This window comes from Paraburkholderia sp. NMBU_R16, assembly GCF_013282575.1.
In the GTDB taxonomy this organism is placed as follows: Bacteria; Pseudomonadota; Gammaproteobacteria; order Burkholderiales; family Burkholderiaceae; genus Trinickia.
The window spans coordinates 1-922 of record NZ_JAAAYE010000233.1 but is presented as its reverse complement, the minus strand read 5'-3'; the positions used below and the strand labels follow the sequence as shown (position 1 = coordinate 922).

The window sequence follows — 922 nt, the reverse complement described above, 5'->3', positions numbered from 1 at the left end:
ACGATGCGGTAGGCGCCGTGGCGCAGCCGATCGAGTGTGGCGGCGCCGAGGATGCGGTTGTCGGGGAACGCATCGCCCCATTCGCTGAAGTCCAGATTTGACGTCAAGATCGTCGCCGCGCGTTCATACTTGGCGGCGATCAGGTCATGGAAGTCTTCGTCCTGGGGCGCACGAAGGGGTTTGAGCGCGAAGTCATCGATGATCAGCACCGGCACTCGCACGAACTGCCGGAGCTTGCGTTCGTAGAGCTCGGTCGCCCGAGCTGCATGCAGCTTTTTGAGCAGGTCGGTTTGCGTGATGAACAGGACGTCACGGCCCTGACGAGCGGCACAGTGGCCCAAGGCCTGCGCAAGATGTGACTTCCCGACACCGGTTTGGCCGACGATCATCACGCAGACCTTCTCGTCGATGTAGCGGCCCGTGGCGAGATCGTGCAGGTGTGCGCGATTGAGCTTGGGCACACGGTCGAAGTCGAAGTTCTCAAGCGTCTTGCCCAGGGAGAAGCCAGCGCGAGCGAGCCGTGTACCGAGCTTCTTGTGCTCTCGACGTGCGACCTCATCGTGCAACAACATGGCGAGGAACTCCGTGTAGGCGAGTTGCCCGTCGATGGCTTGGCGGTTACGTTGCTCAAGCGAGTCGAGCACGCCCGACAGACGCAACTGCTTGAGGATCGTGTTCAGTTCTGGACTGGGATTCATGGGCGTTCAATGGATCAGAATGGAGTGAAGGTCGCGGCCGAAGCGGCCGCCGTTCAGATAGGTGTCGGTGGCCGCAGACGTCGGCGCTGGTGCTGCACTAGTGTTCTGTCCCAGAAATAACTTTGCATAAGCGCCCAATCTTTTCGAGTATCGAATCGGCGGTGGCCGTCCACATGAACGGGCGTTTATGCAGGTTGTACTGATCGACGTACCGTTGGATGCTG

Annotated in this window: 1 protein-coding gene and 1 pseudogene; both read right to left on the bottom strand. The window is 60.1% G+C overall.

Annotated elements, in window-relative coordinates; translation table 11 throughout:
• Window positions 1-698, bottom strand: a 698-nt coding sequence (gene istB, locus GWC77_RS28020; RefSeq protein WP_173262818.1) for an IS21-like element helper ATPase IstB, incomplete at its 3' end; no start/stop codon positions are given.
• 97 nt (window positions 699-795) lie between these two features.
• Window positions 796-922: pseudogene (locus GWC77_RS29875) on the bottom strand (IS630 family transposase); the annotation flags it as partial.